This window comes from Kribbella sp. NPDC049584, assembly GCF_040675555.1.
GTDB lineage: Bacteria > Actinomycetota > Actinomycetes > Propionibacteriales > Kribbellaceae > Kribbella.
In genome coordinates this window covers 130566-154002 of the sequence record NZ_JBFAPF010000005.1, presented here as the reverse complement: position 1 = coordinate 154002, position 23437 = coordinate 130566, and the positions used below count along the sequence as shown (strand labels likewise).

Genomic DNA, 23437 nt, shown 5'->3' with positions numbered 1-23437 from the left:
ACGTAAAGTGCATGACTAGTCGTCGAGCCAGGCTCTGACGGACTCGTTGTGCTCGCCGAGGCGGGGCGGCGGGAGGTTGGTCTCGCGCGCTCCGGCGTACGGATTGTCGTCGAAGCGGAGCGGTGGACCGGGCAGCTGGACGGTGCCGAGGGTCGGGTGCTCGACGTCGATCAGCAGCCCCTGGGACAGCGTCTGCTCCCACTCGTACACCTGCTGGAAGTCGCGGACCTTGCCGGCCGGGATGCCCTTCGCGGCAAGACGTTTCAGCCACTCGTCGGCCGGCTCGGCGGCGAACGCGACCTCGATCGCGGCCGTCAGTTCGTCGCGGTGCGCGACGCGTTGGGCGTTGACGGCGAAGCGCTCGTCGTTCGGATCGAGTCCGACGATCGGCGCGAACGTCCGCCACTGCCCCTCGCTTCCCACCGCGACCTGGATGCTGGTGTCGGCGGTGCGATACATCCCGTACGGCGCGATCTGCGCGTGGTGATTGCCTACGCGTTCAGGCAACTGATGCGCGACCGTCCACTTCGTCCCGTGGAACGCGTGGACGCCGATCACCGACGCGAGCAGGCTCGTCCGTACGACGCGACCCTTGCCGGTGATCGATCGCTCGTGCAGTGCGGCGAGCGCACCGTAAGCGCCGTACATACCGGCCAGGAGGTCCGCGATCGGGGCGCCGACCTTGGTGGGCTCGACCGCGCCGGTGATGCTCATCAGACCGCCTTCGCCCTGCGCGATCTGGTCGTACCCGGCACGTCCGCCGTCCGGCCCGTCGTGCCCGAAGCCGGTGATCGACAGGATCACGAGGCCGGGGTTGAGCTCGTGCAGGACCTCCGTGGAGAACCCGAGCCGATCGAGCACGCCCGGCCGGAAGTTCTCGATCAGGACGTCGGCCTTGCGGACCAGCTTGGTCAGGAACTCCTTGCCCTCGGCGGACTTGAGGTCGGCGGTGACGGACTCCTTGTTCCGGTTCGCCGACAGGTAGTACGTCGACTCGCCCTCGACGAACGGCGGACCCCAGCCGCGGCTGTCGTCGCCGCCGTTCGGGGTCTCGACCTTGATCACGCGGGCGCCGAGATCCCCGAGCATCATCGCCGCGTGCGGACCGGCGAGCGCACGGGTCAGGTCCACGACCACGACGTCGGACAGAAGGTTCACGGGTCGAGCGTAGGCGAGTACACCGCGACCGGCCGTGACGCGACTCTCAGGCAGACACCTTGCGCGCCAGGGATGCCAGCCGGTGGGTGACGTCGCGCGGGCGTTCCTGCATGAGCATGTGGCCGGCGCCGGGGTAGATCCACAGCCGGGCAGAGGGAAGCTCGGCCGCCATCCGGTTGGCGTGCCGCGGCGGCAGCAGCCGGTCGCGCGTCCCGTGCATGATCTCCACCGGCAACTGGTCGAGCACCTTCAACGCGTGCCCCCGCTCGTGCTCCAGCATCGTCTCGAAGAACCCGCCGTACGACGGCCCCGGCACAATCGCCAGATCCTCCAGAAACAACTCCACCTCAGCCGGATCCACATACTTCCCGAACACCACCCGCCGCAACGCCGGCCTCTGCAGCTGGGCGGCGGCGACTGCCGCACGACGAGCGGCGCCGGCGAACCGTGCGGCAGGCCGCCTCCCGGATGCCCCGACGACGGTAGCTGGCTCGCCCTCTGACTCCTGCCGGGCTCGCGCCTCCGCCCGGCGCGCTGCCGCTTCAGCCCTACGCTCGGCTCTGGTGCCTACTAGGTTCAGGACTCGAGGGGCTATGCGGGCGGCTGCGGGGTCGAAGCGGGGTGGGATGCCGAGGGCGCCTTCGGTGAGGTGGCCGGAGGTGGTGCTGACCAGTGCCGCCGCGCGGATGCGTGAGCCGAACAGTTCCGGATACTGGTCCGCGGCGGCCATCAGCGTCATGCCGCCCATCGAGTGGCCGGCGTACACGACCGGACCGTCACCGACGACCTCGTCCAGGACCGTCACCAGGTCGTCAGCGAGCTGGTCGAGCCCCATCGACCCGACGGGTGCAGCCTCGGACCGGCCGTGTCCGCGGTGGTCGTAGGTGACGACGCGTACGGCGTCCGGCCCGAGGACTTCCGGCAGCTTCTCCACCTGGTTGTGCCACGACCGCGTCGAACACGTCCACCCGTGCACGAGCAGCACCGTCACCGGCGCGTCGGCCGGTCCGGTCACCTCGACGTTCAGCCGTACTCCGTCGCGAGCAGTGACCCCGGACCGCTCCACCTGGATCGTCACGCAATCTCCCGTTCCCGTTCGCCGGCCAGATGAGCCGCACGCGCCCGCCCGCCGCGGGCACCACGCCCGACCAGCCAGGCGATCCCGATGATCTCGAGCAGCCCGACCACCGCGAGCAGCGCATAACCGGCGTTCCACATCCATCGTGGCACGTCGGACTTCTCCTCGCGCCGCAGGATCTGCTGCTCGTTGACGAACTCGACCGTCTGCCCGTTCGACACCTGCACCGCGGGCTTCTCGATCGCCGCATCCTCCGGCGCGTACACCCAGGCCGCCACCATGTCCCGCTGCCCCTGGTGCAGCCGGATCATCGACTTCCACTTCCCGTACATCGGCAGCGCGCCGGCCGACCGATACGTGCCGTCGGCAACCTTCTCCATCGGCTGGTACACCAAACCGCCGCCCTGCCAGGCGAGCGCCTCGAACCAGCGCGCACCGTCAGCAGCATCACCCGGCGACATCGTGATCGTGACGTACGCCGTCGGCTCGGCCCCCGTGGCCACCCGCTCCAACGACACCACGCCCGACACGCCCGGGTCCGCCGACCGCGGCACACAGAAGAACACGGTCGCCACAACGGCGACCAGCCCGACCGCACCGAGCTGATGCGTACGCCGGACCGCGACCGGCCGGATGTGCTTGATCCCGACGGCCCGCTCCTCGCCGGCAACCTCGGCGTACCGCGTCGCGAGCCAGGCGCCGACGAGACCGGCTCCAGTTCCGACGATGACGCCGTACCCGAGGGCGGACGGGAGCATCGACGACGGCCAGGCGATCGGCATCCAGACGTGGCTCCACGCGTACTCCGCCACCAGGCCGACGGTCCCGATCAGCGCACCGGCGACCGCGCCCAGGCGGAAGCGGTTCTTGTTGCCCAGGGCAAGTGCGACCAGCTCGACCAGGATCGCCTCGACGATCAGCAACGGGAAGTGCCCGACGATCTGGCCCAGCGGCTCGGCCACCGCCCAGGCGATCCCGCCGCGGATGATCAGGTAGACCGCCAGCGCCGCGAACGTCGTACCCGGACCGCGCCGCGCACGCAGGATCGTGAATCCCAGCGCGGCGCCGAACACGATCAGGATCGGCTGCAGAACAAGGGGAAACTGCGGTACGCCGTAGTTGAACTCGGTGCTGAACAGGTCCCACGCGATCAGCAAGGCACCGACCGACACGATCTCCTGGAACATCCGGCGCTTGTTCGCCCCGACCAGCTGCTCGACCTCGGCGATCGCCAGCAGCCGCGCGAAGATCGAGAACACCACCCCGCCGATCATCAGCAGGTGGGTCGGCCCCCACAGCGTGACGTCCTCACCGAAAAGCCGGTGCCACACGTCGTCGAGCGGGAACCCGACCAGCGCGAACGTGCCGCAGACCGTCACCAGCGCGGCGCTGCACGGAATCCGCCAGCCCTTGGTCAGCTTGATCGTGCGGGCCGGCAGCGGCTTGCCGGCGAGCGCGATCGGCAACACGCCCGAGATGATCACGCCGAGGATGCCGAAGAAGATCGGATAGTGCGCCGCCGTACCGAACGGGCCGGTGTCGCGGCCGCGATCGATGTGGATCGCGATGTCCCACCACACCCCGAACGCGCAGGCGAGCAGCGAGACCGCATGCAGGTACGGCGTCAGCGCGGCCCATCGGGGGACTCCGTCCAGTCTCCCGATGGTGTCCGCAAACCTACCTACCAGCGTGACGCGTCCGGTGCGTTCCCGCCACAGCAGCACGGCGAGTGCGAGGTACACCAAACCCACGACGCCGGTGACGATCGCGATCTGGTCGAAGCTCGCCGTACCGGTGGTCGCCAGCGGGATCGCCATCGAGACTCCTTACATCAGACATGCGCCATGCTTGATGTTACATCTACTATGTAACGTGGAGTCTGGAAGACTGTCAAGGGTGGAAGAGGAGCTCACTGTCGACCAACTGGCCGCCAAGGTCGGGATGACGGTCCGCAACGTGCGCGCGTACGCCGGACGCGGGCTGATCCCGCCGCCGCGCCTGGTCGGCCGGACCGGTTACTACGGCAACGATCACGTGGCCCGGCTCACGCTCGTCCGCGAGTTGCTCGACAAGGGCTACACGCTGGCCGCCGTCGAGCGGATGCTGGGCGAGCTGCCCGATGGCGCACTCGCGCTCGGCGTTTTCGAGACCCTCGTCAACCCGTGGACGCCGTCGGAGCCGGAGGTGCTCGACGGCGAGCAGCTCGCCGACCGGGCCGGCGTGCCGTACGACCCCGCCGTGATCGAGCGCCTGGTCGAGCTGAGCATCGCCGAGCGGCTGGAGGACGGCCGCCTACGCATCCCGAACTCCGACCTGCTCCGCACCGGCCTCGAGGTGATCAAGCTCGGCGTCCCGATGGAAGCGATCTTCGAGATGCTGCCCAAGCTGTTCGCCCAGGCGGACGCGGTCGCCAAGACGTACGTCGAACTGTTCCGCTCGACCGTCTGGCGCGACTTCACCAACGCCGGCATGCCCGCCGACGGCTGGCCCGAGATCCAGCGAACCCTCGAAGGAATCATCCCCCTGGCCGGCCAGGCCCTGGTCGCAGCCTTCCGCGAAGCCATGGCCCGCGAAATAGAACAAGTCGCCTACGAAGAACTAGGCCTCGACCCGAAAGCCCTTCCCTCCACCGGCTGAGCCCCCTAGGTAGCACTACACATCGGTCAGCCGATCCCCTAGCTCCGCCCCGGGCCCGCATCAGGGATTGCTCGGGACGTAGATAGGTAATCCTCCGCATGTGTGAACCGGTCCTCACGCGGGACCGTATAGCTACCAGAACAGACCAGGCAGGAGGACGGCGATGCGCCAGATCCAGATCCGTCGGCGGCCGCGTGGCACGACGACACGCCGCCAGACGCAGACTCAGACGCTCGACCTCCGGACGCCGTCCGGCCGTCCACTGCCCTTCTGAACCCAGAGCTGAATCCGAGAGCTGAAACCCGAGAGCTGAACCCGCCATGAAGCTTCGACTGCATGTCCACCACGTCCGCTCCGGCGGGTGGTGTGCCGATATCGACGACGACAACGACCGTCAGCCCGACGACCCGTACTGGTGCGTCGACCAGTGGCCGACGCTCGAGGCCGCGCTCAGCGCCGGCTGCTCCGAGCTGGCCAAGCTCGTCTCGATCGCAACACCCACGCGCCTGAGCGGGTACTACGAACCGGCTCTGGCCGCCTAGATCCACGGGGAACTACGGGGCGAGGCCCGGCGAACCGCAGGGGGTTCTCCGGGCCTCACTGTGTCCGGGTGTGATGCGGGTGATCAGGCAGGTCGCCGAGGTCGGCATCCCAGTCGTCCTCGTCGGGAAGCTCCGCTTCGTTGCGGCGGGCAACACGGATGAAGGCGGCGATCAGCAGGATCGGGCCGAGGACCATCGCGGTCTCGGGGATGCCGCCCATGTGCAGGGCGATCATGATGCCGTCACCAGGGCGATGCCACCCGCGGTGAACGCGACCATCGCGGCCAGCATCGGGTACTGCGTACGTCGCAACTGCCTGCGTCGGAACAGGTCGGCAGCGCGATCGTGCGCGGACACCACCCCGAGCACGTGTCCGAGCACGATCGCGCCGATCTGGACCCCCGCGATGAAACCGGTGCTCAGGAACGCGTAGTCGATCCGCGTCCCGCTGGTGCCGAGCAGGTCCCATCCGCGCCCGAACGGGTCGGTCGCGAGCAGCCAGCCCTGCTGCCCCTGGAACAGCGCGAACGAGAAGTAGTGCGCGACGGCGTACCCGATCGCGATCGGCACCAGCGAATGCACGAACACGCCCGGCAATCCGGCCGCCCCGATCCCGCCGGGCCTGTCTGCGCCGCTCCCGTCATCCGGGCGGCCAGCAGGAAGAGGACCGTGACGATCGCGACCGAGATGGTGAGCCCGAGTGTGTAGACCACGAGGTGTTGCGGTCGGCTCAGCTCCCCGGTGCGTTGGGTCCACGCCGACCAGCGGGAGATGCCGTCGAAGGCCGTTGACCCGAGCAACAAACACAGCAGCCCGACGATCCCCGGCCGCTGTGGCATCGTCGCCAGGCCGGCCAACGGGTTGCGCACCACCAACTGACCGCCGGCACCCCGTCCGATCGGGCTCAGCCGCGCGAGCACTTCGGCGTACACCTCGAAGCTGTCGCCGGTGGTATACCAAACCGGACCATAAACGATGCCTGCGGCAACATTCGCGATCGCGTAAACGGTCACGGCAACGGCCACCACGAGCGGCTCGGATCCGTCCGGGTATACCAACTCCAGCCAGAGGAAGCCCACCAGTCCCGCCACGGCCGGCCAGTAGGCCACCCGGTCGGGCAGTTGCCGGTACGACGTACGCCGCACCAGGCCGGCGATCGTGCGCAGCGGATTCGCGAGTCGCCAGATCGGGCCGCAGACCAGCGAGAGCGGGATGATGCCGACCCAGATCCACACGTACAGCCAAGTCGGCGCTGGGTTCCGCGACGGCTCGGGATCGCCGAACCACGCGGCGCCGAGCAGCAACCCGAGCGCCGCAAGCCCGGCAACCTTCAGCACGACGCGAGTCGCGCCGTTCTCGACGATCCGCGTCAGTACGCCGAGCGGCCGCCCGGCGTTCTGCTCGAACCGAGGCCGCGACCAGAACGCCGCGAGCGCGAAGAACGAGACCGCGACCGCGGCACTGGCGGAGTAGATCGCCAGCCACAGCGGCACCGGCAGGTCTCCTCGACCACCGATCCCGTGCAGCGGCAGGAGCAACTCCAGCACCGCAGCCTCCGATCAGCCCGGATTATCCGACCGATCGAATGTAACACGCTCAATGTCACATAGCGAGGGTCTGATACTCGTCGGGGTTGAAGCGCCTGGTCAGTCGGCGGAACCGGAACGTGAACGACGGCCAGAGCGTGGTGTTGCGGCCCTCCGAGTCCAGGTACCAACTGGTGCAGCCGCCGCGGGTCCAGATCGTGTTCCGCATCGACGCGCGGACCCCGTCGACGAACGCACGCTGCACCTCCCGCCGTACCTCGACCTCCCGCAGCCCCTGTGAGTCCATCGTCTTCAGCGCATCCAGGATGTAGGCGATCTGGGACTCGATCATGAAGACCATCGAGCTGTGGCCGAGGCCGGTGTTCGGGCCGATCAACATGAAGAAGTTTGGGAAGCCGGCGATCGCCGTACCGAGGTGGGCCTCCATGCCGTCGGTCCACGCCTCGCGCAGCGAGACGCCGTTGCGGCCGTGCACCATGTCCATCACCGGCAGGTCGGTCACTTTGAAGCCGGTGCCGTAGATGATCGTGTCGACCTCGTGCTTCACGCCGTCGTTCGTGACGATCCCGGTCGGCGTGACCTCGGCGATCCCGTCGGTGACCACCTCGACGTTCGGACGCGCGACCGCCGGGTAGTAGTCGTCGGAGATCAGCACCCGCTTGCAGCCGAGGGTGAAGTCCGGCGTCAGCTTGGCGCGCAGCAGCGGGTCGCGGACCTGGTGCGCGAGATGCTTCTCGGCGACCTTCTGCGCCTGCTTCATGATCGCGGGCAGCTTCGCGAAGCCGAGCACCATCGACTCGCGACCCCAGTAGATGCCGGCCCGGATCGCCTTCTGCACAAGGGGAAACCGCCGGTACACCATTTTCTCGGCCGCGGTGATCTTGCGGTCAGGACGCGGCATCACCCACGGCGGCGTGCGCTGGAACAGGTGCAGTTCCTCGACCTCGGGCTGGATCGCCGGCACGAACTGGATCGCCGACGCGCCGGTCCCGATCACAGCAACCTTGCGACCACTGAGGTTCAGTTCGTGGTTCCATCGGGCCGAGTGGAAGACCTCGCCTTCGAAGTCCTCGATCCCCGGCAGCTTCGGGTACGACGGTTCGGCGAGCGGACCCATCCCGGACAGCAGGATGTCGGCGGTGAACTCACCCGCCCCGGTCGTGATCCGCCAGCGGCCGTCCTCCCAGCTCGCCGACTCGACCGCGTGACCGAAGCGGATGTGCGGGCGGACGCCGAACGCGTCGGTGACGTTGCGCAGATAGTCCTCGATCTCGGGCTGCGGCGAGAACGTCGACGACCAGTCGGGGTTCGGCGCGAACGAGAACGAGTAGAGATGCGACGGCACATCACAGCGGCAGCCCGGGTACGTGTTGTCGCGCCAGGTGCCGCCGACGTCGTCAGCACGCTCCAGCACGACGAAGTCGTCGTACCCGGCCTGCTTCAGCCGGACCGCCATCCCGATCCCGGCGAACCCGGTGCCGATCACCACGATCCGATGCTGCTCAGTCATCCCTGGCCTCCCGCTCGGCTGGAACTTACTCCCAGTAAGTTACTCGGAGTCAGTTAGACTGCGCAAGTGACCTCGACCACTGCCGCCCCGAAGCGTCGCCGCGACCGGGCCGCCCGGGAGCGGGAGATCCTCGAGGCGGCCGAGCGGATCTTCGGTGAGCGCGGGTACCAGGGCACATCGATGGACGACGTCGCCGCGCAGGTCGGCGTCTCGAAGCCGCTGATCTACCAGTACTACGGCTCGAAGGACGGACTCTTCCTCGCGTGCCTCGCCCGCCTGCGCGGTCAACTGCTGGACACGGTGTCCGATGCGGTGATGCAGGCGCCGGACGCCGAGGACGCGCTGTATGCCGGGTTCGTCGCGTGGTTCCAGTTCCTCGACGACCATCCGCAGGCGTGGTCGGTGCTCGTCGACGAGGGCATGCTCAGCGCGGGGCCGGCCGCGGAGGCGACCGACGAAGTACGCGCGGCCTTCATCGAGCTGATCGCCACGATGGTCCGGATGAACCTGCCGTCCGGCCGCCCGGTCGACGAGGACGAGGTCCAGATCGTTGCCCAAAGCATCTCCGGCGCCACCGAACGGCTGGCCATCTGGCGTACCCGCTCCGCCACCCCGCCCAGCCCCGAGAAGGTGGCCCGCACCCTCCAAGACCTGCTCTGGCAGGGCCTCCACACCCTCAAGTCCACCTGATGCACATCGAGTCCTACCCCGAGGCCGCCGTCCCCGCCGCCCTCCGCCACCAAGTCCATGCCCTCCAGAACGAAGCCTGGCCAACCACACCGGCACCCTCGCCCACGCCTCCGCCTTCGCCTTTGGCGCCGCACTCGCCTCCGCCTTCGCCTCCGGCGCCGCCTTCGCCTCCGGCGCCGCCTTCGCCTCTGGCGCCGCCCCCGCCTCAGCCTTCGCCTCTGGCGCCGCCCCCGCCTCAGCCTTCGCCTCTGGCGCCGCCCCTGCCTCCGTCTCCGTCCTCGCCTGCTGACTCGCCGGTCGAGGTGTCTTCCGACGCCCTGGTCCACGACCCGGCGCTCGATCCGTTGTCGATGCTCCTCATCGACAACGACACTGTGGTGGCCGCCCTCGACATCCTCCACAAGACCGTCGTCCACGCCGGCAACACCTTCCGCGCCGGCGGTCTCAGCACCGTCGTCACCCGCAAGGACCTCCGCGGCCACGGCTACGGCCTCCGACTCGTCTCTGCCGCCCGCGCGGAAATGACAGACCTGGACCTCGCCCTCTTCACCTGCGACCGCCCACTACAACCGTTCTACGAACGCGCCGGCTTCCAGGTCCTCCCCGGCACAACCCTCATCGGCGGCACGCCCGAAGACCCGTTCCCCAGCGACCAACCAGGCTTCGACAAAGTCACCCTGGCCGCCTTCTTCAGCGACTCCGCCCGTCAGGCAGCCGGCACCTTCGGGCACAGCCGAATCGCCCTCCACCCCGGCCCCATCGACAAACTCTGGTAAGCCGCCACGCCGCCCAGTCGCCCCGTCCCCGTAGTCCTCGGCAAATGGGATAGCAGCGCTGCGTGTCCTCCGCACCAGGCCCCGACCCCGAGTGCCCGAGCCCTTTACTGAGCCCCGTGCCCGAGTGCCCGAGCCCGAGCCCCGTGCCCGAGTGCCCGAGTGCCTGAGCCCGCGCCCTTGCCCGAGCCCCGTGCCCGAGCCCTTGCCCGAGCCCGAGTGCCCGAGCCCGTGCACGAGCCCGTGTCGTGTTCTGAGCCCGTGCCCAAGTTCGATTGTTGCCTGCCCGAGACCGAGTGCCCGAGCCTGAGCCAGAGTGCCCGAGTGCCCGAGCCCGTGTCGTGCCTGAGCCCGTGCCCGAGTCCGATTGCCTCCTGCCCGAGCCCGAGCCGTGCCCGAGCCCGAGCCGCGCCCGGCCTGAGTCTGAGCCTGAGCCGTGCGCGAGTCTTGGCCGAGTCTTGGCCGAGTCTGAGCTCGTGTCCGGCCCGATAGACGGGCTCGCCAGCGACGTAGGTAGGCGCGGAACACGACCTCGGCAACAACTACTTCACAACGCCGCGGGCCTTGACCTCCGCCACCTCGCCCCAGGGATCGAACGCGTCGGCGACTACCGGCTTGTCCTCGGAATCCGTCCGTCGGTCGGCTGTCGTCGGGCTCTCGCCCCAGATGGCGAGGCACGCAGCCTCCCGCAACGAGGTTGCCGCGTCTACCCCCACGTGCCCGCGCGCCATCAGCTCCTCGAGCAGTCGCCGCCCGATTGCCGAACGTCTGGCCACAAACCCAGCCGTGCTCGACACAGGTGCCGCCGTCGCGACCAGTTCGCGTCCTTCCGCCGCGCCCGGCACCGAACCCGACACACCAGACACACCAGCCGACACACCACCCGACGCAACAGTCGGCCGCGGGTCTGATGCGAGGACCGGTGAGAAGGGTGGCGCCGTGGCCTGGGGTTTCACGATCTGTTGGTTTGGTGGATCTGCCCAATCGGGACGGGAGACGCGCACGACGCCGTCGGTGATGGTGATTGTCCAGTCGCCAGCGTGTACGTCGATGTGGTGGCGTCGGCACAGCAGCGCCAGGTTCGCGATCTTGGTTTCGCCGCCGTCGATCCACGACACGAGATGGTGCGCATCGCACTGAATCGGTGGGGCGCCGCAGACAACACAGCCTCTGTCACGGGCGTTCAGGGCGCGCCGCATCCCTCGGGTCACCAATCGCTCGGAGCGCCCGACATCCAGCGGCTCCGAGTTCGAACCGAGCACCAACGGCACGATCCTCGCGTCGCAGGCCATGCGCCGGACCAACCCAGCGGAGAGGCCATCGCCGTACACCGCATCGCCGATCGCATCCGCGCTCGCCGCCTTCAGATCCTGCCAGTCGATCGTGACGGTGATGGTTGCCTTCGCTCCGTATCCGGGAACCCGTCCACCGGACCCGGCAGCGGTCGATGTCGAGCCCGCCGCATCCGCCCGCACCTGAGACGAGCCGTCTCCGACCGCCTCTCCTTCGGTCGAACCGGGGACCGCCGTGCCCGGAGCCGCTGTGTCCCACGCAGTAGCGGCGACTGTCAGAGCTGTGGTCAGAGCGTCCGCCTGACGCTTCTCACGAGGTCTCGGGTCGAGTTCACCGTCGACGGTCTTGTGTGGGCGCGCACCTGCATGGACGACCGCGCGCAGCAACTCGGCATTCTCATTCGCAAGGTAGCCGCGGAACTTCACACCACGATCGGCCGGAGTCAGCGTCAGCGTTTCGCGCCCATATGCCTTGTTTTCTTCAGGTTCCGGGCCGTCGGTGTCGAGCAGATCACGGATGCGCTGACCAGCTTCGCGCAGCTCGCGAGGCGGCAGGTGACGGGCCAGTCCGACCAGCTCGCGCTCCGCCACATCGAGATCCTCGACCGGGACAGTTGTCGGCACCTTCTCGAGTGCGGACACGATCGCCTCGGCCTGCGCCGGACGCATTCGCACTTCGGTGTCGGTGATTGGCTGATCCATGGCGGGCAAGGCAGCCTTGACGGCGTCGTACTTCGCCAAGGACAACGCCAACCGGACGTCGCGGCGAGCGCGCGCCGGATCCAAGCGGTACCGGAACTCGAGCAGTTGAACCGTGTTGTGGGCACCGATCTCCTGCGCGTGACCGACACCGTCCAGACCGGCGATCACCTGCAGACGGTACGTCTCCAGCCGGGCGAGCGCAGCGTCGAGCTGATCGAGAGTGGACAGCATCTCGCCTCCACTCATCGACCACACCGGCCGCTCACCCACCGCATCCATACGCCAACTCTAGGCACCTCCACCGACACTTTCCAAACGAAGAAGCCCTTTATTTCAAGGGAATTCTCTATCCACAAGCATCGGCGCGTCGTCCACAACCCAATCGAGGACATCGCACGGTCAGGCGTCGAAGTCCGCCAGGATCTCGGCGACGAAGGACTGTGCTCCACGGACCGCGCCCGGCCGGCGATCGCGGTAATACGGGACCGCGATGATCGTGAGCGACAACGCCCACGCCCGCGCGCGGGCCCAGCTGTCCCGGTCGACCCTCATCGCTTCGCGGAAGGCGGCCCGCGCCGGGCCGTCGAACGTGTACCAGGCGGCCAGTAGATCCGCGGCCGGATCGGCGGCCCAGGCAGTCCCGAAGTCGATCACCGCCGAAAGCTTGCCATTAGCAACTAAAATGTTGCCTGGCATGAGATCACCGTGGATCCAGCTCGGCCGGCCGTCCCAAGTGTCCGACTCCAGCGACGCCTCCCAGGCAGCGAGCAACCGCGGGGTGTCGAAGTCGTCCTGCAACTGCTCGAGCGCCTCCCGGAACAGACTGTCCCGCGGCGCCAACGGCGTACCCCGGCTGAACGGATCGTCCGGCGGCACCGGAGCTCCAGTGGTATCCACCTCCTGCAGACACCGGACGAACTCGGCCAGTTGCTGCGCCGCATCCACGGTGTCGATCAGCCCGGCCGAGTACGGTTCGCCCTCCAACCACCGGTAAACGCCCCAGGTGAGGGGATATCCCGCGCCCGGCTCACCCTTCTCGAGCGGCTCCGGGATCGGAAGCGGCAGGTGCGGCGCGAGTCGCGGCATCCAGGTCAGGTCCTTCTCGACCTGGCCCTGGGTCCGTTCGGTCCGCGGCAGCCGTACGGCGAGCTCATCCCCCAGCCGGAAGGTCACATTGTCTGTGCCCGACCCCGCCACCACCCGCACCGGCAGCCCCGCCCACTGCGGGAACTGCTGAGCGACGAGCCGCTCCACGAGAGACGTGTCGATCTCGACCTCGTCGTCATGCAGCTTCGGAACGCTGGTCACGCCGCGACCCTCACACCCGCTGCACTCAACGGTCAACCGATTTCGCTTGTCTCGAACGGTCAGAGGATGTCGTACGGCTCGAGGGTCGGGCCGACCGTCGAGCGACCTTCTACGAAGCGGGGCTGGACATAGTCGATACCCGGTTCACCAGCTCCGCCGATCACCGCGAGCAGGCGTTCGGCGGCGCGCTCTCCGACGGTCGGGAGCTCCGGATCGAAGGTGCTCAACGGATCGTCAGGACGCCGTACGCCGGCCAGGCGGTTGTCGTAGCCGACGATCGCGATATCGTCGGGCACCCGGATGCCGTGGCGGTGGAACGTCGCGAACAGACCGATCGCGATCTCGTCGTTGGCCGCGAAGATCGCGTCGACCGGCTGGCCGCTCTCGATGATGTGCTCCGCCGCATCGATCCCCCACCGCTGCAGGTAGCTGCCGTAGAGCGGTGCGCCGCCCATGGCGATCGGCATGCCCGCCGCTCGCATCGCGCCGGTGAAACCGTCGACGCGTGCGCCGACCGCCGGGTCGTCTACGGCGGCGGTGACGTGGGCGATGTGGCGCCGGCCGAGGCCGATCAGGTGTTCGGCGGCGGCGCGGCCGGCGCCACGATTGTCCGGCGCGACGACGTAGTCCGTCTCCGGGGTCGCGGACGATGAGGCGAAGACCACCGGTACCGCGAAGTCCTCCGACAGCACCAGGCTCGCCCGGTTCGGATCGTCGCCGACGACGAGCAGACCGTCGATCCGGCGGGAGCGTAGGCGCTTGAGGTAGTCGTTCAGCACCCGTGGAGTGCCGTGCGCGTCGAGCGTGACGGCGGCGATGTTCTCGCGGCCGAGGAAGTCCGTGGCGCCGACGATGAGCGGCATGCTGAACCGCCCGTGGGCCTTCTCGGCCAGCACGCCGACGATGAAGCTCCGACCAGTGACGAACGACCGCGCGATCATGTCCGGCTGGAACTGCAGCCGCTCCGCCGTCTCGATCACCTTCGCCCGGGTCTCCGCCGACACCCGCCCGCCACCGCTCAGGGCGCGCGACGCCGTCGTGAGCGAGACGCCTGCCACTCGGGCGACGTCGCTCATGCTGGCCCGTTTCGCCATCCCTGCCTCCTCCCGGTCGGTCGAGTGTAAGGGTGCGAAATTGCTTGCGCTCAACTAGCCTGATCCAGGCGTGGAGCACGTGCGAAAACGCTAAACCCGAGGGAGCTTCTCTTGACGAACCTCGCCACCGAGCTTCCAGCTGCCTGGCAGCGGGCAGAGCTACCCGAACTGCCGCCCATCGGAGCCGACCCGGTCGACGAGTTCGCCCGCACGATCTACGGCCGTACGCCGACAGGTGGCGACCTGGTGGACGTCGTACTGCGCTCGCACGAGGAGGGCGTCCTGGATGGTGCGGCCGATCGCTTGGTCCACCGAGCCACGATCACCTGCCCACTCGGCGACCTCGAGCTCGACACGCTCCTGCACCTTCCTGCCAACGCTGATCCGGCGCCGGTCATCATCGCGCTGAACTTCACCGGCAACGACCAGACGATCGACGGCGACCAGGCACAACGCTGGCCCTACGCCAAGATCGCCGCTGCGGGATACGCCGTACTCACGGTGGACTATCGACAGATCGAGCCGGACGATCCGGCGCCGGCTGCTCCCGGCGTACGGGCGCTGTTCCCGGCCGGAGCGGGATCATGGGGCGCGGTCGGAGCCTGGGCCTGGGGTCTGTCGCGCTGCCTCGACATCGCTGACCGCATCGACGGTCTGACGACGGCCGGCGCGGTCGCGCTCGGACATTCCCGGCTCGGCAAGGCGGCGCTGTGGGCGGGTGTGCAGGACGAGCGCTTCGCCGTCACGGTCTCGAACGACTCCGGCTGTTGCGGCGCCTCGCTCTTCCGGCATCCGGGCGGAGAGGACATCGCCGCCATCACCTCGCGGTTTCCGCACTGGTTCCTGCCGTCGTTGGCGGCGTACGCCGGCGTCGAGAGCACGCTGCCCGTCGATCAGCATCAACTGCTGGCGAGCATCGCCCCGCGCCGCGTGTACGTCGCCAGCGCGGAGGACGACGCCTGGGCCGACCCGGTCGGCGAGTATCTGGCCGTCGTCGCGGCACGCCCGGCGTTCGACGATGGTGGGATCGGATACCACGTACGGTCCGGCGGGCACGACCTGCTCGAGGAGGACTGGCTGCACGTGCTGGCCTTCCTCCGGCCCTGAATCTGAGACCAAATCTAAGACTGAATCCGGCGCCACGGGCCGCCCTCCCCGTGGAAGGGCGGCCCGGCGCCTTCAGTTCTGCTGGAGCGACAGGTAGAACACGTCTTCCTGCTCCGTCTGGTTGAGCGCCTTCACGGTCGGGTCGGGGTCGATGATCGGCACCTCGGCCTCGATCGTGTTGTGGCCGGTGCTCTTCCACTGCAGCGGCGTGCGATTGCCGTACAGGTCGACACGGTCGAGCGTCTTGACGTCGTGGACGTTCCGGAAGGTGACGGTCATCGTCGGCTCGCCGAAGTTCAGGTGGATGGTGTCACCGGTGTTCGGGTCCTCGAATATGTCGGCCTGGTTCTGGCGCTTGAGGTCGATCGCGAGCACGACCCGCTTGTCGTCGAGCCGGAAACCGTTGGCCGTGGACAGTGCCTCGTTCAACTCGGGCTTGAGTTCAGGCGTGGTGTCGAAGTCGTCGTACGCCTCGGCCTTTGCCCCACGCAACAGGTTCGCCAGCGTGACCAGTGTCTTTCCCTTGGGGCTGAGGTTGTTGCCGGTGCGTAAGGTCCGGTTGTAGCCGAAGGCACCTGTGTCGTCCGGCGCCCACTCCGCGAAGTACAGCAGCTTGAACCGGTCGAGATCGTCGCCGCCCTTGCTCAGCGCCCAGTGGAACGCCCGTGGGTAGATGTCGGCGATGAACTTGTCCTCGGTGGTGAAGCCGATCTCGGTCTGCCAGACCGCGGGATTCTTGACGCCACGCTTCTGCGCGGCCGCGTAGATGGTCTGCATCGTGCCGAGTGGCATGTAGTGCAGGTCGTAGACGTCGATGCTCTTCCAGGCCTTGTACTTGTCGAGCAGCGCGACGTACTCGCTCAGCGGCGCGCCGCAGATCCAGCCGCCGTACACCAGCTTGACGCCCGCGTCGTGGATGACCTTTGCCGCTGGCAACTGAATGTCGGTCATGTACTGATCCATGCCGCCCTCCCAGAAGCCCGAGCCGGGATAGGCCTCGTTCCACACCTGGAAGTACGTGATCCCGAGCGGTTTCAGCGTGTCGATCGCGAGCTTGACGAAGTTCGTCCAGTCCTGCGGATCCTGCGGCGGCGTACGGCCGATGCTCGTCTGCACGTCCTTCGTCGACAGCACGTTGCCGCCGGCATCCTTGGTGACGAGTTGGCGGGTGAACTGGCCGCTGTTCTCGGACTTCACCGGCCCGTACTCATAGGTCTTGCCGTGGAACTCGTAGGAGTAACCGGTCCGGTTGGCCGCCCAGCCGGCGGTGTACGCGAGCACCGGCAGGATCGTGATGCCGTGGGACTTCGCGAGGTTGAACTGGCGCACGTACTCGGCGATGGCGGCCTGGTCGACCTGGCCCTTCGCGGGCTCGACCGAACCCCAGTCGAAGTCCATCCGATCCCATTGCAGGCCGGCGACGAGCCCTGTCTGCGTGCCCTGGTTCTCGCCTGCGAAGGCACGGAACGGTTCGTTGAGCACGAACGGCAGATCGGCCACGATGCTCGGCGCGGAGCCGGTCGCGGCGGCGACGGCCTTCAGGTCGGTGTCAGCCGTGATGGCGATGGGGCTGCTGTACGGCTGGGCCGTTGCTGACGTGGTCGGGTCGCTGCCATCGGTGGTGTAGCGGATGCACGCGTCCTTCGTCGCACTCGCGAGCTGCACCGTGCTGCCGGACCTGAGCGCGCCCGGGCCGGGTGTCGCCGTGACCGCTGCCGTCTGCGGCGCCAACTCCGTCGTGATCGCGGCCTTGAGCTTGCCGGGCACCCACCAGGTGGTGACCTGATCGCTGACGAACAGTAGGTCGTCGCCCTTCGACGCGACGATGTTGAGGTCGAACGAGGCAGCTTTGCCCGTGTACGTGTAAAGCTCTGTGAACGGTCCTACCGTCTTGGTGGCGTCGCCGTCGTGGGCGAGCAGCACGCGGAAGCGGCCGCCTGGGGACTCGAAGGTGCCACTGACATGCACGGTCTTGCCGTCGGCCTGGTCGGCGACCGTGTACGTCTCGGCGATGGCTCGGTAATCGGTGCCGATGGAGCCGTCGGCCTTGACGAACCAGGCGTGCTCAGGTTTCTTCGCGTCGGCGGCCCACTCGTCGGCCGCGAAGACCCCGGACCCGCCCTTCCCCAGGAGGCTCGTGGCGTCGCCGGCGATCGATTGGTACGACCAGCGGCCGGGCGCGACCACGTTGGTGTCGAGCCGGTAGTCGGCCACGTTGTCGGTGGTGGGATTCGCGGCGGCCGGCGTACAGCCGATCGGTGCGGATGGTTGTGAAAATGCTTGCACACTGGACGCTGGTGAGATCGCGCAGAGCATCACCACGCCAAGCCCTGCAGAAAGCGGACGAATCTTCACGAGGACTCCGTCAATGATCAAGATTCACGCTGAAATGCGTGTTGATCGGGGACGCTAGAACCGCGATGACAACTTTGTCAACGGCGCGTGACGAGCTCTTGACGGTTCGGTTTCCGGCCCTCATGCTGGCTGCGCAAACACTTGCGCATCTCCCTCCGGACGGGAGTCTTCCACATGCACCAGATCTCGCGTCGCACCTTCCTCGGAGCCGCCGGGGCCGCCGCTCTCACCGCCGCCACCGGCACGTCGATCGCGTCTGCCGGCGACTCGCCGAACGCCTCGCCGGACGGCACGACCATCCCGTCGGCCACTGCGATCACCGACAACGGCGGCGCCGTCTGGACGGTCGCCGGCGGGGTGATCTACCGCAACGGCGTAACCGTTGGCAACACCTACAACGTCAGCGTCCTGCTCTGGTACGGCGGGCGCGTGTACCACTGCGGCACCGGCGGTCAGTGGTACGTCTGCTTCAACGACGTCTGGTTGAAGGTGACCGACCCGCGCATCGCCCTGTCCGCTCCGGCCGGCCTGATGTACGGCGTCAACGGCCACTACGACACCGCGCTCTCGCCGGCCGTCATCGCCGACCGGATGTCCTCGCTGGGCGCCTCCGTGTTCCGCGTGAACACCGGCGGCGACGCGAGCACGATCGGCGCCGCCGCGTCGATCGCCAGTTACCTGAGCAGCGTCGGCAAGCACACGTTCCCGGTAATCGACGCCGGTCTACGCGACGGGGCCGGAGCGTTGGCGTACGGATCCGAGTCGGACGCGTACTACGCCGCGCGGGCGATCGGCACCCAGGTCGCGCAGGCGTTCGCGCCGTACGGCGTGACGATGTACGAATGCGGCAACGAGCTCACCCGGGATCCGTACATCATCCTGCCGGGCCACGTCGCCGACGCCGGCACGAAGGCGATCGACTTCAACAACACGAACTGGCCGATCATGCGCGGGTTCATGAAGGGCCTCATCGACGGCGTGAAGACGGTCCAGCCGTCGGCGTTGTGCGGCATCAACTTCTGCAAGTCGGACATCGGCGCCGCCGATGCCCTGTGGGACGGGATTCAGCCGGACGGCTCGGGTGGGTACCCGCAGATCCGCTGGGACATCACGACCTGGCACAACTACGAGGGCGACGGCGACATCTTCCACATCGGCACCGACGGCGCCGGGCCGTCGTTCAACCTGCCCGTTTACGCGAAGGCGCGGTACGGCAAGCCGTTCATGATGACGGAGTGGAACTCGGACCCCAACCAGGGCACGACGCACAGGGCGTCGTACATCCAGACGCAGCTGGCCGAGTTCCGGGCCCATCGCACCACCGAGGCGTTCCAGTCGGGGATGTTCTACGAGCTGGACGGTGGCACGCAGTGGGGTCTGACCGAGGCGGACGGTACGCCGCTCAACCCGCCGTACACCGCCTTCCAGAGTTACGTTTCAGCGCACCCTGATGTCTAGTCGCCGAACATCTCGTGGATGGCGGTCTCCTGGTCGTCGCTCAGGTTGATGTGGATGAGCTTGGCCCGGAGCCTCGTCTTCCGGAAGGTCTCGCGGACCTTGTCGGTCTCCTCGTCGCTGGACAGCAGGAACAGCGCCGACGTCCCCGGCGTCACCTGGGACCGCACTTCCTTGATGAAGTCGTCGTCGATCCCGACGTCGATGAGCCTGCCGGCCACCGCACCCGCCGCGGCCCCGATCGCGGCGCCCGCGAACGGCATCAGGAAGATCGTCCCGAACAACATTCCCCAGAACGCCCCGCCGACCGCGCCCGGTCCGGTCATGTTCCGCACCTGCCGGGTCCGCGGCCGCCGCTTCTCCGGCTGCCACGACACCGTCGCGGCGTCATGAATCTTGATCAGCTTCTGCTTGGCAAGGCTCTCGAGCGTCCCGATCGCCTGGTTGGCCCCGTCCCAGTTCTCGAACTTCCACACCGTCAACGTCGCCATCGCGCTCCTCCCCTGCCACCCTCCCACTCGTGCCCGTAGTTCGACCACCTCAACCACCCCCTTTCACCTCTGGACGGTCCGTCCCGGCGATTAGTTGGCGCGGTCGGTGAACACCCTGAGAACCACCCCTGAGAACCGACCCTGAGAACGGGCTGACGGATGTCATGGATCGGTCGTGACGAGCGATCCAGGGGGTGTACGCCGTCCTCGGACAAGCTTCTGGCTATGACGACAACGACTGCGGTCAGCCTGCGGGGTGTGACCAAGAAGTATGCGAGCGTGCAGGCCGTCGCCGGGGTGGATCTGACCATCCGGGCCGGCGAGGTGGTGGCGCTGCTGGGCCCGAACGGTGCCGGCAAGTCGACCACGATCGAGATGCTGCTCGGCCTGGTGAAGCCGGACAACGGCACCGTCCAGGTGTACGGCGGTACGCCGACCGACGCGATCGCCCAGGGGCAGGTCGGCGTGATGCTGCAGAGCGGCGGAATCATCGAGGACGCCAAGGTCGGCGAACTCCTCGACCTGGTCGCCGGGCTGCACAACAACCCGATGCCCGTCGAGGAGGCGCTCGAGCGTGCCGGCATCGCCGACCTCACCGGCCGGACCATGAAGGCGCTGTCCGGCGGTCAGAAGCAGCGGGTGCGGTTCGCGATGGCGATCATCCCGCAGCCCGACCTGATCGTCCTGGACGAGCCGACGACCGGCATGGACGTCGAGTCCCGCCGCGACTTCTGGGCGTCGATGCACGAGGAGACCGCCCGCGGCCGCACGGTCCTGTTCGCCACCCACTACCTCGAAGAGGCGGACTCGTACGCCGACCGCGTCGTGCTGATGCGCCACGGCAAGGTCGTTGCCGACGGCACCGCCGCGCAGATCAAGGCGAGCGTGTCCGGCCGCACCATCCGCGCCACGATCCCCGGCGCCGATCTCGCCGCGCTCGCGTCGCTGCCCGGCGTACGGAATGTCGAGACCCGCGGTGAGGTCGTCCTCCTGCAGTGCGCGGACTCCGACAACACGCTGCGGCACCTGCTGGACAACACCACCGCCCACGACATCGAAGTAACGTCCGCCGACCTGGAGGACGCCGTCCTCGCGATCAGCGCGGCCCAAGAGGAGACTCTGGCATGAACCGCAACTACCTGATCTTCGACATCCGCCGGACCCTGCGGAACCGCCGGGTGCTGATTTTCTCGATCCTGATGCCGCTGGTGCTGTTCGGGATCTTCGGCATGACGCTGCCGAAGGACGCGACCGAGGGCGGAATCTCCGCGATCGCCTACGTGATGGTGAGTATGGCGATGTTCGGCTCGATGTCCGCCGCGATGAGCAGCGGCGGTGTGATCGCGGCCGAGCGTGACGGCGGCTGGAACCGGACGCTGCGGCTGACCCCGCTGAAGCCCCAGGCGTACGTCGTCAACAAGGTCATCCTGTCCTTGCTGCTGGCGATCCCGCCGCTGCTCGTCGTCTTCGCCTTCGGAATGATCTTCGGCCACGTGCACCTGAACCTCGGCCAGTGGATGACCGTCGCGCTGGTGTCCTGGCTGGGCGCCCTTCCGTTCGCAGCGATCGGCCTGGTCATCGGTTACATCGCCAAGCCGGACAGCGTGCAGCCGATCACGGGTCTGAGCACGATGCTGATCGCGGCCTTCGGCGGTCTGTGGCTGCCGGTCGACCAGATGCCGTCGATCATGAAGCACATCGCGCAACTGACCCCGGCGTACTGGACCGGGCTGACCTCCCGCAGCGCCCTGACGCAGGGCGGCGTCGACACGCAGGCACTGCTCGTGGTGCTCGGCTGGACCGTCGTACTCGGCTTCATCGGCCTGCGCCGGTTCCGCGCCGACACCGCTCGCGCCTGAGGACGCGAGCGGTAGCGTGACCACCGTGAAGACCAACCGCGACCCCAGCGTCCTGAACGGAATGGCCGAGCGAGTCGGCGCCGGTCCAGGTCGTTGGGGCTGGCTGGCCGCGGGGGTCTGGCTGTTCTACCTGGCGCAGCCGCTGCAGAAGATCGCGGAGCGCAAGGACGGCATCAGCCAGATCCTCGGGTTCCTCACGGTGATCCTGTTCGCGGCCAGCTACCTGGGGTTCTTCGGAATCCTGCGCCGGATGGCCCGCAAGCACCTGCTGGCCGTGTGGCAGCAGGTCGGCTATCTGATCCTGATGCTGACGCTGTGCCTGCTGATGATCCCGACCGCCGGCCAGACGGCCCTGACGGGACTGGTCTACATCGCGTCGGTTGCGATGATGCTGCTCGACCTCCGCGCCGCCGTCGCGTTCGTCGCGATCCTGCTGGCCGGCGCCGAGATCTCTATGCGGGTCGTGCCCGGATGGACCGATGACGGCAGCTACGGCTTCGCGATCTTCCTCGGTGCGCTCGCGGTGTTCGGGCTGCGGCGGGCGATCCAGCGCAGCATCGAGCTGAACGCGGCCCGCAAGGACATGGCCGAGCTGGCCGTGCAGGAGGAGCGGAACCGGTTTGCCCGGGATCTGCACGACATTCTCGGGCATTCGCTCACGGTCATTACCGTGAAAGCGGAGCTGGCCGGCAAGCTGATCGAAGCCAACCCGACACGGGCGGCCGCCGAGGTCGCGGACGTCGAGAGCCTGGCGCGGGCCGCGCTGGCCGACGTACGGGCCGCCGTCGCCGGGTACCGCGAGCTGAGCCTGGCCGGTGAGCTGGTCTCGGCGCGGGCCGCGCTGCAGGCCGCCGAGGTCAAGGCGGATCTCCCGACCACCGTGGACGAAGTACCGGAGCAGAACCGGGAGCTGTTCGCGTGGGTGGTGCGGGAGGGCGTGACGAACGTCGTACGGCATTCCGGCGCGAAGCGTTGCACGATCCGGCTCACGGCGACGCAGATCGAAGTACTGGACGACGGGAAGGGCCCGACGCCCGGCGGCGGCGCGTCCGGTCACGGGCTGGTCGGGTTGCGAGAGCGGGCGGACCAGGCCGGTGCGAGTGTGCAGATCGGTCAGGCACCCGGTGGCGGGTTCCGGTTGGCTGTCCGGGTCGGCCTGTGAGGATGGACCTGTGAGCATCCGATTGCTGATTGCCGACGACCAGGCACTGGTGCGTGGAGCCCTGGCCGCGCTGCTCGACCTCGAACCCGACCTGGAGGTGGTGGCCGAGGTCGGTCGTGGTGACGAGGTGATCGATGCCGCGAAGAACTCCCAGCCCGACGTCGCGCTGCTCGACGTGGAGATGCCGGGGCTGGACGGGATCGAGGCGGCCGCTGCCCTGCGCACCGCCGTGCCCGGCGTTCGGGTGCTGATGGTGACGACCTTCGGCCGGCCCGGGTACCTGCGCCGCGCGATGGAGGCCGGCGCGGCCGGGTTCGTCGTCAAGGACACGCCCGCAACGCAGCTGGCCGACGCCGTACGGCGGGTGCACCAGGGGCTGCGTGTCGTCGATCCGTCACTCGCCGCGGAGACCCTCGTCGCCGGCACCAGCCCGCTCACCGGCCGCGAGGCCGACGTACTGCGCGCCGCGCGTGAAGGCGGGACCGTCTCCGACATCGCCAAAGAACTGCACCTGTCCGAGGGAACCGTCCGCAACCACCTCTCCGCCGCGATCGGCAAGACCGGCGCCCGCACTCGCGCCGAGGCGGCCCGCATCGCCGTCGACAACGGCTGGTTGTAGGCGGCCCCTACCTCCGAGGTCCCTTCCCCGAGCGGAGCGAGGGGCGGGGGGTTTAGGG

Annotated in this window: 21 protein-coding genes; 10 read left to right on the top strand and 11 right to left on the bottom strand. The window is 68.2% G+C overall.

All coding sequences use genetic code 11. From position 1 onward, the window contains the following. Positions 1-15 precede the first annotated feature (15 nt). Genes AB0J62_RS19555 through AB0J62_RS19545 form a run of 3 tightly spaced genes read right to left on the bottom strand, consistent with a single transcriptional unit; the run spans position 16 to position 4053 of the window. Positions 16-1158 (bottom strand): CoA transferase, encoded by a 1143-nt coding sequence (locus AB0J62_RS19555; protein WP_363872445.1) that lies wholly within the window; start codon positions 1156-1158, stop codon positions 16-18. Positions 1159-1204: 46 nt separating this feature from the next. Further along, positions 1205-2236, bottom strand: coding sequence for an alpha/beta hydrolase (locus AB0J62_RS19550; protein ID WP_363872442.1), 1032 nt, complete (start codon positions 2234-2236; stop codon positions 1205-1207). Continuing rightward, positions 2233-4053: a hypothetical protein gene (locus tag AB0J62_RS19545; RefSeq protein ID WP_363872439.1), complete on the bottom strand. Its 1821-nt coding sequence runs from the start codon at positions 4051-4053 to the stop codon at positions 2233-2235. Before AB0J62_RS19545 ends, AB0J62_RS19550 begins: the two co-directional genes overlap by 4 nt. 79 nt (positions 4054-4132) lie before the next feature. Between AB0J62_RS19545 and AB0J62_RS19540 the strand changes: the two genes are divergently transcribed. Continuing rightward, complete coding sequence (locus AB0J62_RS19540) at positions 4133-4873, top strand: MerR family transcriptional regulator (RefSeq protein ID WP_363872436.1); 741 nt, start codon at positions 4133-4135, stop codon at positions 4871-4873. Positions 4874-5193: 320 nt separating this feature from the next. Continuing rightward, a complete protein-coding gene (locus tag AB0J62_RS19535; RefSeq protein WP_363872433.1) occupies positions 5194-5415 on the top strand; it encodes a hypothetical protein in 222 nt (73 codons plus the stop codon). A gap of 55 nt (positions 5416-5470) precedes the next feature. Here AB0J62_RS19535 and AB0J62_RS19530 read toward each other — a convergent pair whose 3' ends face one another. The 3 genes from AB0J62_RS19530 to AB0J62_RS19520 all read right to left on the bottom strand — a co-directional run bounded on the left by AB0J62_RS19530 (position 5471) and on the right by AB0J62_RS19520 (position 8472). Then, positions 5471-5650, bottom strand: a complete 180-nt coding sequence (locus AB0J62_RS19530; protein WP_363872430.1) for a hypothetical protein — start codon at positions 5648-5650, stop codon at positions 5471-5473. Positions 5651-5834: 184 nt separating this feature from the next. Beyond that, positions 5835-6962 carry a hypothetical protein gene (locus tag AB0J62_RS19525; RefSeq protein WP_363872426.1) on the bottom strand — a complete coding sequence of 376 codons (1128 nt, stop codon included), beginning with the start codon at positions 6960-6962 and terminating at the stop codon, positions 5835-5837. A gap of 55 nt (positions 6963-7017) precedes the next feature. Continuing rightward, complete coding sequence (locus AB0J62_RS19520) at positions 7018-8472, bottom strand: NAD(P)/FAD-dependent oxidoreductase (protein ID WP_363872423.1); 1455 nt, start codon at positions 8470-8472, stop codon at positions 7018-7020. A gap of 66 nt (positions 8473-8538) precedes the next feature. Between AB0J62_RS19520 and AB0J62_RS19515 the strand changes: the two genes are divergently transcribed. Together AB0J62_RS19515 and AB0J62_RS19510 are read left to right on the top strand one after the other, a co-directional pair. After that, positions 8539-9162, top strand: a complete 624-nt coding sequence (locus tag AB0J62_RS19515) for a TetR/AcrR family transcriptional regulator (protein ID WP_363872421.1) — start codon at positions 8539-8541, stop codon at positions 9160-9162. Positions 9163-9464: 302 nt separating this feature from the next. Continuing rightward, complete coding sequence (locus AB0J62_RS19510) at positions 9465-9938, top strand: GNAT family N-acetyltransferase (protein ID WP_363872418.1); 474 nt, start codon at positions 9465-9467, stop codon at positions 9936-9938. A gap of 539 nt (positions 9939-10477) precedes the next feature. Here the strand turns inward: AB0J62_RS19510 and AB0J62_RS19505 are convergent. From AB0J62_RS19505 to AB0J62_RS19495, 3 genes are all read right to left on the bottom strand, one after another. Continuing rightward, complete coding sequence (locus AB0J62_RS19505) at positions 10478-12160, bottom strand: DUF222 domain-containing protein (RefSeq protein WP_363873494.1); 1683 nt, start codon at positions 12158-12160, stop codon at positions 10478-10480. A gap of 168 nt (positions 12161-12328) precedes the next feature. After that, positions 12329-13237, bottom strand: a complete 909-nt coding sequence (locus AB0J62_RS19500; protein WP_363872415.1) for an aminoglycoside phosphotransferase family protein — start codon at positions 13235-13237, stop codon at positions 12329-12331. Positions 13238-13296: 59 nt separating this feature from the next. Further along, positions 13297-14331, bottom strand: a complete 1035-nt coding sequence (locus AB0J62_RS19495) for a LacI family DNA-binding transcriptional regulator (RefSeq protein WP_363872412.1) — start codon at positions 14329-14331, stop codon at positions 13297-13299. A gap of 111 nt (positions 14332-14442) precedes the next feature. Between AB0J62_RS19495 and AB0J62_RS19490 the strand changes: the two genes are divergently transcribed. After that, positions 14443-15438: an acetylxylan esterase gene (locus AB0J62_RS19490; RefSeq protein WP_363872408.1), complete on the top strand. Its 996-nt coding sequence runs from the start codon at positions 14443-14445 to the stop codon at positions 15436-15438. 72 nt (positions 15439-15510) lie between these two features. On the opposite strand, the gene AB0J62_RS19485 is transcribed toward AB0J62_RS19490, so the two are convergent. Further along, positions 15511-17793 (bottom strand): chitobiase/beta-hexosaminidase C-terminal domain-containing protein, encoded by a 2283-nt coding sequence (locus tag AB0J62_RS19485; RefSeq protein WP_363872405.1) that lies wholly within the window; start codon positions 17791-17793, stop codon positions 15511-15513. A 174-nt stretch (positions 17794-17967) separates the two neighbouring features. Between AB0J62_RS19485 and AB0J62_RS19480 the strand changes: the two genes are divergently transcribed. Next, positions 17968-19251 (top strand): twin-arginine translocation signal domain-containing protein, encoded by a 1284-nt coding sequence (locus AB0J62_RS19480; RefSeq protein ID WP_363872401.1) that lies wholly within the window; start codon positions 17968-17970, stop codon positions 19249-19251. Here AB0J62_RS19480 and AB0J62_RS19475 read toward each other — a convergent pair. Then, positions 19248-19739 carry a DUF1269 domain-containing protein gene (locus AB0J62_RS19475; RefSeq protein WP_363872398.1) on the bottom strand — a complete coding sequence of 164 codons (492 nt, stop codon included), beginning with the start codon at positions 19737-19739 and terminating at the stop codon, positions 19248-19250. The two genes, AB0J62_RS19480 and AB0J62_RS19475, sit on opposite strands and share 4 nt — an antisense overlap. Positions 19740-19964: 225 nt before the next feature. On the opposite strand from AB0J62_RS19475, the gene AB0J62_RS19470 reads away from it, so the two are divergent. From AB0J62_RS19470 to AB0J62_RS19455, 4 genes are read left to right on the top strand one after another with little or no spacing between them, the layout of a single operon-like run. Then, on the top strand, positions 19965-20867 hold the full coding sequence (locus tag AB0J62_RS19470) for an ABC transporter ATP-binding protein (RefSeq protein WP_363872395.1): 903 nt from the start codon (positions 19965-19967) through the stop codon (positions 20865-20867). Continuing rightward, entirely contained in the window at positions 20864-21598 is a 735-nt protein-coding gene (locus AB0J62_RS19465) for an ABC transporter permease (RefSeq protein WP_363872392.1), read from the top strand. Before AB0J62_RS19470 ends, AB0J62_RS19465 begins: the two co-directional genes overlap by 4 nt. 25 nt (positions 21599-21623) lie before the next feature. Further along, positions 21624-22760 (top strand): sensor histidine kinase, encoded by a 1137-nt coding sequence (locus AB0J62_RS19460; RefSeq protein WP_363872389.1) that lies wholly within the window; start codon positions 21624-21626, stop codon positions 22758-22760. Between the two features lie 10 nt (positions 22761-22770). Then, a complete protein-coding gene (locus AB0J62_RS19455; protein ID WP_363872386.1) occupies positions 22771-23379 on the top strand; it encodes a response regulator transcription factor in 609 nt (202 codons plus the stop codon). Positions 23380-23437: the final 58 nt, after the last annotated feature.

What these genes read in the sequence shown, in the direction of transcription:
- AB0J62_RS19545 (WP_363872439.1), bottom strand. Translation starts at nt 4,053, where the DNA reads ATGGCGATCCCGCTGGCGACCACCGGTACGGCGAGCTTCGACCAGATC.
- AB0J62_RS19535 (WP_363872433.1), top strand. Translation starts at nt 5,194, where the DNA reads ATGAAGCTTCGACTGCATGTCCACCACGTCCGCTCCGGCGGGTGGTGT.
- AB0J62_RS19530 (WP_363872430.1), bottom strand. Translation starts at nt 5,650, where the DNA reads ATGATCGCCCTGCACATGGGCGGCATCCCCGAGACCGCGATGGTCCTC.
- AB0J62_RS19520 (WP_363872423.1), bottom strand. Translation starts at nt 8,472, where the DNA reads ATGACTGAGCAGCATCGGATCGTGGTGATCGGCACCGGGTTCGCCGGG.
- AB0J62_RS19505 (WP_363873494.1), bottom strand. Translation starts at nt 12,160, where the DNA reads ATGCTGTCCACTCTCGATCAGCTCGACGCTGCGCTCGCCCGGCTGGAG.
- AB0J62_RS19495 (WP_363872412.1), bottom strand. Translation starts at nt 14,331, where the DNA reads ATGGCGAAACGGGCCAGCATGAGCGACGTCGCCCGAGTGGCAGGCGTC.
- AB0J62_RS19480 (WP_363872401.1), top strand. Translation starts at nt 17,968, where the DNA reads ATGCACCAGATCTCGCGTCGCACCTTCCTCGGAGCCGCCGGGGCCGCC.
- AB0J62_RS19475 (WP_363872398.1), bottom strand. Translation starts at nt 19,739, where the DNA reads ATGGCGACGTTGACGGTGTGGAAGTTCGAGAACTGGGACGGGGCCAAC.
- AB0J62_RS19470 (WP_363872395.1), top strand. Translation starts at nt 19,965, where the DNA reads ATGACGACAACGACTGCGGTCAGCCTGCGGGGTGTGACCAAGAAGTAT.
- AB0J62_RS19465 (WP_363872392.1), top strand. Translation starts at nt 20,864, where the DNA reads ATGAACCGCAACTACCTGATCTTCGACATCCGCCGGACCCTGCGGAAC.